Origin of the sequence: Actinoplanes subglobosus (assembly GCF_042650585.1) — a bacterium.
GTDB classification, from domain to species: domain Bacteria; phylum Actinomycetota; class Actinomycetes; order Mycobacteriales; family Micromonosporaceae; genus Actinoplanes; species Actinoplanes subglobosus.
Genome location: NZ_JBHSBL010000012.1, coordinates 329,041 through 337,408, shown reverse-complemented (window position 1 = coordinate 337,408; position 8,368 = coordinate 329,041). Strand labels below are relative to the sequence as shown.

General features: G+C 68.5%; 7 protein-coding genes and 1 riboswitch. Of the genes, 6 read left to right on the top strand and 1 reads right to left on the bottom strand.

The window, feature by feature from the left end; all coding sequences use genetic code 11:
• Positions 1-178: 178 nt before the first annotated feature.
• Positions 179-625, bottom strand: a complete 447-nt coding sequence (locus ACFO0C_RS12590; RefSeq protein WP_378066750.1) for a hypothetical protein — start codon at positions 623-625, stop codon at positions 179-181.
• A 172-nt stretch (positions 626-797) separates the two neighbouring features.
• Positions 798-887, top strand: a riboswitch (ZMP/ZTP riboswitch).
• 20 nt (positions 888-907) lie between these two features.
• Between ACFO0C_RS12590 and ACFO0C_RS12585 the strand changes: the two genes are divergently transcribed.
• The 6 genes from ACFO0C_RS12585 to ACFO0C_RS12560 all read left to right on the top strand — a co-directional run bounded on the left by ACFO0C_RS12585 (position 908) and on the right by ACFO0C_RS12560 (position 8,352).
• Positions 908-2,332 (top strand): glycine hydroxymethyltransferase, encoded by a 1,425-nt coding sequence (locus ACFO0C_RS12585; protein ID WP_378066749.1) that lies wholly within the window; start codon positions 908-910, stop codon positions 2,330-2,332.
• Between the two features lie 272 nt (positions 2,333-2,604).
• Positions 2,605-3,627: a substrate-binding domain-containing protein gene (locus tag ACFO0C_RS12580; RefSeq protein WP_378066748.1), complete on the top strand. Its 1,023-nt coding sequence runs from the start codon at positions 2,605-2,607 to the stop codon at positions 3,625-3,627.
• A 1-nt stretch (position 3,628) separates the two neighbouring features.
• Positions 3,629-4,639 (top strand): ABC transporter permease, encoded by a 1,011-nt coding sequence (locus ACFO0C_RS12575; protein ID WP_378066747.1) that lies wholly within the window; start codon positions 3,629-3,631, stop codon positions 4,637-4,639.
• The gene (locus ACFO0C_RS12570) at positions 4,636-5,406 is read left to right on the top strand and encodes an ATP-binding cassette domain-containing protein (protein WP_378066746.1); all 771 of its coding nucleotides are present in this window, start codon (positions 4,636-4,638) and stop codon (positions 5,404-5,406) included. Before ACFO0C_RS12575 ends, ACFO0C_RS12570 begins: the two co-directional genes overlap by 4 nt.
• Before the next feature lie 67 nt (positions 5,407-5,473).
• Positions 5,474-7,456 (top strand): putative bifunctional diguanylate cyclase/phosphodiesterase, encoded by a 1,983-nt coding sequence (locus ACFO0C_RS12565; protein WP_378066745.1) that lies wholly within the window; start codon positions 5,474-5,476, stop codon positions 7,454-7,456.
• Positions 7,453-8,352: an ABC transporter substrate-binding protein gene (locus ACFO0C_RS12560; RefSeq protein WP_378066744.1), complete on the top strand. Its 900-nt coding sequence runs from the start codon at positions 7,453-7,455 to the stop codon at positions 8,350-8,352. Before ACFO0C_RS12565 ends, ACFO0C_RS12560 begins: the two co-directional genes overlap by 4 nt.
• The last annotated feature ends 16 nt before the right edge of the window (positions 8,353-8,368 follow it).

The following is an 8,368-nucleotide window of genomic DNA, read 5'->3' as shown; positions in this document are numbered from 1 at the left end:
AACGTATGGAAAGGCCCACCCGGGCAATCGGGTGGGCCTTTTCTTTTGCCCGGAAACGCTCGGGTGAAGGCGCCCGGAAACAGGCCGGAGCATTGGGGTTCGGGATGTTTTGGGAAGCCCGCCGAAAAATGGGCCGGCCCGCACCATGATCGATGCGGGCCGGTCGAGTCTTGGAGGGTCAGCCGCCCTCACCGCTCGAGCACTTGACCGTGACCGGAATCGACGTCGTGTAGTAGCTCGTCGAGACCAGGACGGTCGCCACGCCGACACGCCCGCCGGCCGGGATCCCGATGTTGTGCAGGTCGATGGTGGCGGCGCCGGCGGCGGTGGTCGTCACCTTGGCCGACGTCTGCATGAACCCGGTACCCCACAGCGTGTACTGCGTGGAGGCGGTGCCCTTGGCGATGGTGACCCGGACGTGAGCACCGAAGTCGTCGCAGTAGTTGCCGTTGTACTGCACGGCGGTGATGGTGCCGATCGGCGTTGCGGCGCTCTCGGCCTGCGCGGTCTGCGTCCAGCCGATGGTGACGGCCGCGGCCGCACCCAGGACTGCCACACCGGTGGCGACACGCTTCGTGACCGACCGGGACGGCGCAGTCTTCTCCTGCGGAGAGTTTTCGAGCACTGAATTTCCCCGTTCTTGCTGTTACCGACGTCGATATGCGGCGGCAGCCCAAGATATCAACAAATGTCGCTCGGTGTGGTCCCGCTCGGTTCGTGTGACGAAGTACCTGGTCGATGGCGTGTGGCGGGTTCGGCTCGCCGTTATCGGCGGGCCCCTCCCGGGCGGTATGCTTCCGGAGGGCCGTGACTGGCGCGTTCGGATGGCTGACCATCGGGGAGCGGCTCCGTCGAGATGACGTATGCCGTGCGCCTGGGCCTCTTCGCTACGTGATAGGGAGGTCCCATGCCTGAGTTGAACGCCGAGTCCATCGCTTTCCGCTCCGCCCTCGATGTGGTCCGGTCCGTCGAGCCACGCATCGCCGACGCGATCGCGCAGGAGCTGACCGACCAGCGTGAGTCGCTGAAGCTGATCGCGAGTGAGAACTACGCTTCCCCGGCGGTCCTGCTCGCCATGGGTAACTGGCTCTCCGACAAGTATGCGGAGGGCACCGTCGGCCGCCGGTTCTACGCCGGCTGCCAGAACGTCGACATCGTCGAGTCGGTCGCGGCCGAGCATGCCAAGGCCCTGTTCGGTGCGCCTTACGCGTACGTTCAGCCGCACTCCGGTATCGACGCCAACCTGGTTGCCTACTGGGCCATCCTCGCCGACCGGGTCGAGGTGCCGTATCTGCAGAAGTTCGAGAAGCGGCAGATCAACGACCTGACCGACGCCGAGTGGGCCGAGCTGCGGCAGGCGTTCGGCAACCAGCGGCTGCTCGGCATGTCGCTGGACGCCGGTGGTCACCTGACCCACGGTTTCCGGCCGAACATCTCCGGAAAGATGTTCGACCAGCGCTCGTACGGCGTGGACCCGGCAACCGGCCAGATCGATTACAAGGCACTGCTGGAGAGTGCCAAGGAGTTCAAGCCCGCGGTGATCGTGGGCGGCTACTCGGCGTACCCGCGGAAGGTGAACTTCGCGAAGATGCGCGAGATCGCCGACGAGGTGGGTGCGACCTTCATGGTCGACATGGCGCACTTCGCCGGCCTGGTCGCGGGTGGCGTGTTCACCGGCGACTACAACCCGATCCCGCACGCGCACATCGTCACCACCACCACCCACAAGAGCCTGCGTGGCCCGCGTGGGGGTGCCGTCCTCTGCCAGCCGGAGCTGGCCTCCCAGGTGGACCGGGGCTGCCCGATGGTGCTGGGTGGCCCGCTGCCGCACGTGATGGCCGCCAAGGCGATCGCGTTCGCCGAGGCGCGCCGGCCGGAGTTCTCGACCTACGCCCAGCAGATCGTGACGAACAGCCAGGCGCTGGCCGAGGGCCTGCTGAAGCGGGGCGTGCAGCTGGTCTCCGGTGGCACCGACAACCACCTGGTGCTGCTCGACGTGCACCCGTTCGGCATCACCGGCCGTCAGGCCGAGCAGGCGCTGCTCGACAGCGGCATCGTGACCAACCGCAACGCGATCCCCAACGACCCGAACGGCGCCTGGTATACGTCCGGCATCCGTGTCGGCACCCCGGCCCTGACGAGCCGCGGCCTGGGCGTCGCCGAGATGGACTCGATCGCCGGCCTGATCCACACCGTCCTCGCGGCGACGACTCCGGCCGAGGGTTCGAAGGCGAAGTTCGACCTCGACCCGGCCATCGCCGAGCGGGTCAGCAAGCAGGCCACCGAGCTGCTGGCGCCGTTCCCGCTCTACCCGTCGGTCTCCCTGGGCTGACGTAAACCCGCACCATCCGGACGCCGCCCCACCGGATCCACCCGGTGGAGGCGGCGTTCGCCTTTTTCACCGACCCCGCGTGGTGATGTGTGGTCCGATCCGCTCGCTCGCCGAAGTGCGGGCCCGGCTGGACGTTGCCCGCGGCGAGGGCCGCTAGGGCACCGCGACCGTTCTGTCCTACGTCGTCGACTTTCCGTAACGAGCGGTTGACAGGCCGGTGACCTGAGCGTCTACTCCAAGGCAACGGTTCCTCTCGATGTATTGGAGGAGGAATGCGCAGGTTAGTCGTGGCCGCGAGTGGTCTGATGATGGTCCTCGCAGGTGCCGCGTGCAATCGCGGCACCGGCGAGCCGGTCGTCGGTCTGATCACCAAGACCGACACCAACCCGTTCTTCGTGACGATGCGCGACGGCGCCGAGCGGGCTGCCGGGCAGCAGGGCGTCGACCTGCAGACCTTCGCCGGAAAGGTGGACGGCGACAACGAGGCCCAGGTGCTGGCGATCGAGAACCTGATCTCCTTCGGGGCCAAGGGCTTCCTGATCACCCCGAACGACTCCAAGGCGATCGTGCCCGCCATCGACCGGGCGCACGAGGCCGGGATGCTGGTCATCGCCCTCGACACACCGGTCGAGCCGGCCGACGCGGCGGACGCCACGTTCGCCACCGACAACTACGAGGCCGGGCGTCTGATCGGGGAGTGGGCGAAGGCGAAGTTCACCACCGAGGGTAAAGAGGCACGGATCGCGATGCTCGACCTCAACGCGAATCAGGTGTCGGTGGACGTACAGCGTGATCAGGGTTTTCTTGAGGGTTTCGGGGTCGATGTCGCCGATCCGGCGCGCATCGGTGATGAGAGCGACCCGCGGATCGCCGGGCACGACGTCACCGACGGCAACGAGGAGGGCGGCCGGACCGCCATGGAGAACCTGCTCCAGAAGGATCCGTCGATCAACCTGGTCTACACCATCAACGAGCCCGCGGCAGCCGGGGCGTACGAGGCGCTGAAGGCCGCCGGCCGGGAGCGCGAGGTCACGATCGTCTCGGTCGACGGCGGCTGTCCCGGCGTCGACAACGTCACCAACGGGGTCATCGGCGCGACGTCGATGCAGTTCCCGATCAAGATGGCAGAGCTGGGCGTCGCGGCGATCGCGGAGTACGCGAAGACCGGCGCCAAGCCGCAGAACACCGCCGGAAAGGACTTCGTCGACACCGGCGTGCAACTGATCACCGACCAACCGCAGGCCGGCGTGGAGGCGAAGGACTCCGCGTGGGGCAAACAGAACTGCTGGGGGTGAGATGACCGCCACGACTGATTTCGAGGTACGGCGGCACGACTCGTTCGGGCTGCGACTGCAACACCGGCTGCACGGCAATCCGGTCCTCGGGCCGCTCGCCGTGCTGGTCGTGGCGATCGTGGCGTTCTCGATCGTCAACGCCCGGTTCTTCTCCGCGGCCAACCTGTCGCTGGTGCTGCTGCAGGTCACGGTCATCGCGACGTTGGCGCTCGGGCAGACACTGATCATCCTGACCGCCGGCATCGACCTGTCCGCCGGTGCGATCGCGGTCTTCTCGTCGATCCTGATGGCGCTCTTCGCCACCGACGCGGGGGTGCCGGCGCCGATCGCGCTGCTGCTCGGGTTCGCCTGCGGCACGGCGATGGGCGCGATCAACGGGTTCCTGGTGACCCGGATCAAACTGCCGCCGTTCATCGTCACGCTCGGCACGCTGACCATCTTCTTCTCGCTGAACTCGGTGGTAAGCAACAGTGAGACGATCCGTGGCGCCGACATGCCGGGCCTGATGACGTGGACCGGGGAGTCGATCCCGATCGGGGACTTCCGGCTCAGCTACGGGTCGATCATCATGCTGCTGCTGTTCGGGTTCTTCGCCTATGCGCTGAGCTGGACGGCGTGGGGCAGACACGTCTACGCGACCGGTGACGATCCGGAGGCGGCCCGGCTCGCCGGCATCCGGACCGGGCGGGTGCTGTTCTCGGTCTACACCACGGCGGGCCTGCTCTATGCGGTCGCCGGCTGGATCCTGATCGGGCGGCTCGCCTCGGCCAGCCCGAACGTCGGCACCGAGTACAACCTGGACTCGATCACCGCTGTCGTGCTCGGCGGCACCAGCCTCTTCGGCGGCCGTGGCGGGGTGATCGGCACGCTGATCGGTGCGCTGATCGTCGGTGTCTTCCGTAACGGCCTGCAACTGGCCGGCGTCGAGGTGGTTTGGCAGGGCTTTGCGATCGGCCTGCTGGTGCTGATCGCGGTCTCGCTCGACCAGTGGATCAGGAAGGTGCGCTCGTGACGACTCCGGTTCTGCAAGCGAAAGGCCTGACCAAGAGGTACGGCCGTGTCGTCGCGATCGACGGCAGTGACCTCGAGTTGCTCCCGGGCGAGATCCTCGCGGTGATCGGTGACAACGGGGCCGGCAAGTCGAGCCTGATCAAGGCGCTGTCCGGTGCGCTGGTGCCGGACAGCGGCGAGATCCTGCTGGACGGCGAGCCGGTGCACTTCCGCAGTCCGATGGACGCCCGTTCCGCCGGGATCGAGACGGTCTACCAGACTCTCGCGGTCGCGCCCGGCCTGGACATCGCCGACAACCTGTTCCTCGGGCGGGAGGAGCGGCGGCCCGGGGCACTCGGTTCGGTCTTCCGGATGCTGGACCGCAAGCGGATGCGCGAGGAGGCGGCCCGGCACATGAGCGAACTCGGCGTGGCCACCCTGCAGAACATCGGCCAGGCGGTGGAGTCGCTCTCCGGTGGCCAGCGGCAGGCGGTCGCGGTGGCCCGGTCGGCGGCCTTCGGCAGCAAGGTGGTGATCCTCGACGAGCCGACCGCGGCGTTGGGCGTGAAGGAGGGCAACCGGGTCCTCCAGCTGATCCGCGATGTCCGGGACCGGGGACTGCCGGTGATCCTGATCAGCCACAACATGCCGCACGTCTTCGAGATCGCGGACCGCATCCACATCCAGCGCCTGGGCCGCCGGATCGCGGTGATCAAGCCGGGTTCCCACTCGATGTCCGACGCGGTGGCGATCATGACGGGAGCCGCGCCGCCGCCGGAGGCGACCTGATTTCCTCAACCGGTCCCGGGGCACGGCCGATCAGGCCCCCATGTGGAAACGTCGCGCAAGGCCGCGAGTGCGCAGCACCGGCCGCCTGTTCGCGACGTTCGCGGTGGCGAGTCTCGTCCCCGTGGTCGCGCTGGGTGCCGTGGTGCTCCAGGACTACAGCCGGGACGCGGCCGAACAGGGCCGCGCCCAGGGGCTGTCGCAGGCCGAGGTGATCGCTCAGATGGTGGTCGCGCCGGCTCTGAACAGCGGTGAGTCCTCGGTCACGGGCGGTGACGACCTGAGCCGCCGGGGCCTCAGCGCCGAGCAGCACGACCGGATGCGGGAGGCGACCCGGCTGGCCGTCTACAACGGGTCGGTCCAGCACCTGCGGCTGCGTGGCTTCAGCGGCCGGGTGATCTTCTCCGACGACGGGTCGAGCAGCTCCGGCGTACCCGTCTCGGATCCGGATTTCCAGGCCGCCGCGAACGGTGAGCGGCGCGCGCGGGTGATCACCGGCCGCACCCAGACGATCCGGGTGATGCAGCCGATGATCGCCGGGGCCACCGGGCAGTCGGTCGGTGTGGTCGAGGTGTACCTGCCGTACCAGAAGATCGCCGACCGGTTGCAGCAGCAGATCGAGACCACCTGGTGGCGGATCGGCGGCGGCCTCGCCCTCCTCTACGTGGTGCTGGCGACGCTGGCCTGGCTGACCACCCGATCGTTGCGTCGCTATGCGGCCGACCAGCGGTACAACGCCCTGCACGACGCGCTGACCGGCCTGCCGAACCGGACCGCGTTCCGCGTCTGGGGCCAGGAACGGCTGGACCAGGCCGTCCGGGACGGCGGCTACGGGGCCATGGTGCTCGTCGACCTCAACCGGTTCAAGGAGGTCAACGACACTCTGGGCCACCACGCCGGCGACGAGCTGCTGCGGGAGGTGTCGGCCCGATTCCGGGCGGCGCTCGGCCCGGACGACATCCTGGCCCGGCTGGGCGGCGACGAGTTCGCGCTGCTGATGCCCGGCCGGGACCGCGCCGAGGCGGTGGCCCTGCTGGAGCAGGCCCGGGACCGGCTCACCGAGGAGATGGTGCTCGACGGTGTGCCGCTCAGCATCGAGGCGAGTTTCGGCATCGCGCTCTACCCCGAGCACGGGCACCAGCTCGAAGAGTTGAAGCAGCGGGCGGACGTCGCCATGTATCAGGGCAAGCGCGGCACGATGGACATCGTCGTCTACTCCGGCGAGCAGGCCGCCCAGCCGCACCAGTGGCTGGTCGTCCAGGCCGAGTTGCGGCACGCCCTGGAGCGCGACGAGTTGATCCTGCACTACCAGCCGAAGGTTGGCGTGCACGACGGCACGGTCCGCGCCCTGGAGGCGCTGGTCCGCTGGCAGCACCCGCAGCGGGGCCTGGTGCCGCCGGGCGACTTCCTGCCGGCCGCCGAGCACTCCGGGCTGATCGTCCCGCTCACCGAGTGGGTGCTGCGCCGGGCCCTGGCCGATCAGCTCGGCTGGACCGCGTCCGGGCAGCCGTGGGCGGTCTCGGTCAACGTGTCGGCCCGCAATCTGGAAGTGGCCGGTTTCGCGGATCTGGTCGCCGCACTGCTCGCCGAGCACGGCACCGCACCGGACCGGTTGATGCTGGAGGTCACCGAGACGGCACTGGCCGGCGACGCGGAGACCCTGGTGAAGTCGATCAGTGAGCTGACAGCTCTGGGGGTCGGCATCTCGGTCGACGACTTCGGGGCCGGCTACACCAGCCTCGCGCACCTGCGTGGGTTCCCGGCCGCCGAAATCAAGATCGACCGGGCTTTCGTCAAGGACGTGACGCACGACCCGCAGAGCCGGGCGATCGTCCGCTCGGTGATCGCGCTGGCGCACGGCCTGGGCAGCCGGGTCACGGCCGAGGGCGTGGAGACGGCCGAGGTGTACCGCTGGCTGATCGACGCGGGCTGTGACGAGGCACAGGGCTACCTGATCGGCCGTCCGGTTCCGTGGCCGCAGGTGTCACCGGACTTTCTCGTACCCGTGATCGACCTCGCACCCGTGATCGACTCAGAAGAGGTTGCCCGATGAGGCTTCTGCGCAAAGGCATCGCCGTCCTCGGGATCGCCGCACTCCTCGGGGTGGGCGGATGCTCTCCGGAGGTGGCGGTCACCGAGGCCGGTCAGCTGGACGAGGTCGCCGCCGTCACCCGCGACGACGCGCTGCACAACCTGCTGCCCGACGAGATCAAGGCACGCGGTTTCATCCGGCTGGTGACCGACGCCAGTTATGCGCCGATGGAGTACTTCGCGGCGGACGGGCGCACCATCATCGGCTTCGAGCCGGACCTGGCCGCCGCGCTCGGCCAGGTACTCGGCATCGAGGTCGAGATGGTGGTGGGCACCTTCAGCACGGCTGTGGACGAGGTCAACGCCGGCACCTACGACGGCGTGCTCTCCTCGATGACCGACACCGTCGAGCGGCGGGAGCGGGTGGACTTCATCAACTACTTCTCCACCGGCTCGTCGATCCTGGTGCAGCGCGGCAACCCGCAGAAGATCGGTGGTCTCGAGGATCTCTGTGGCCACGCGGCCGCCACCGAGAAGGGCACCTTCCACGAGGAGATGCTGATCAGGCTCCGGGACGAGTGCGGTGACCGGAAGCTGACCGTGCACAGCCTGCCGACCAACGCCGATGCCATGGTGGAACTGCGTGGCGGCCGGGTGGCCGCGGTGCTGCAGGACTATCCGCCGGCCGCGTTCGTCACCACCGACCAGCGGACCAGTGCGTTCTACCAGCTCGCCTCGGACGAGCAGTACGAGCCGGGCCTTTTCGGCCTGGCCGTGGACCGGGACAACGACGAGCTGCGGGACTGCCTGCGCGACGCGCTGCAGCGACTGATCGACTCCGGGGTCTACAACGACCTGCTGGCGCGGTGGGAGCTGTCCGCGAGTGGCGTGAAGGCGGCCACCATCAACGCGGGATAGACGGGCGTAGCTTGCT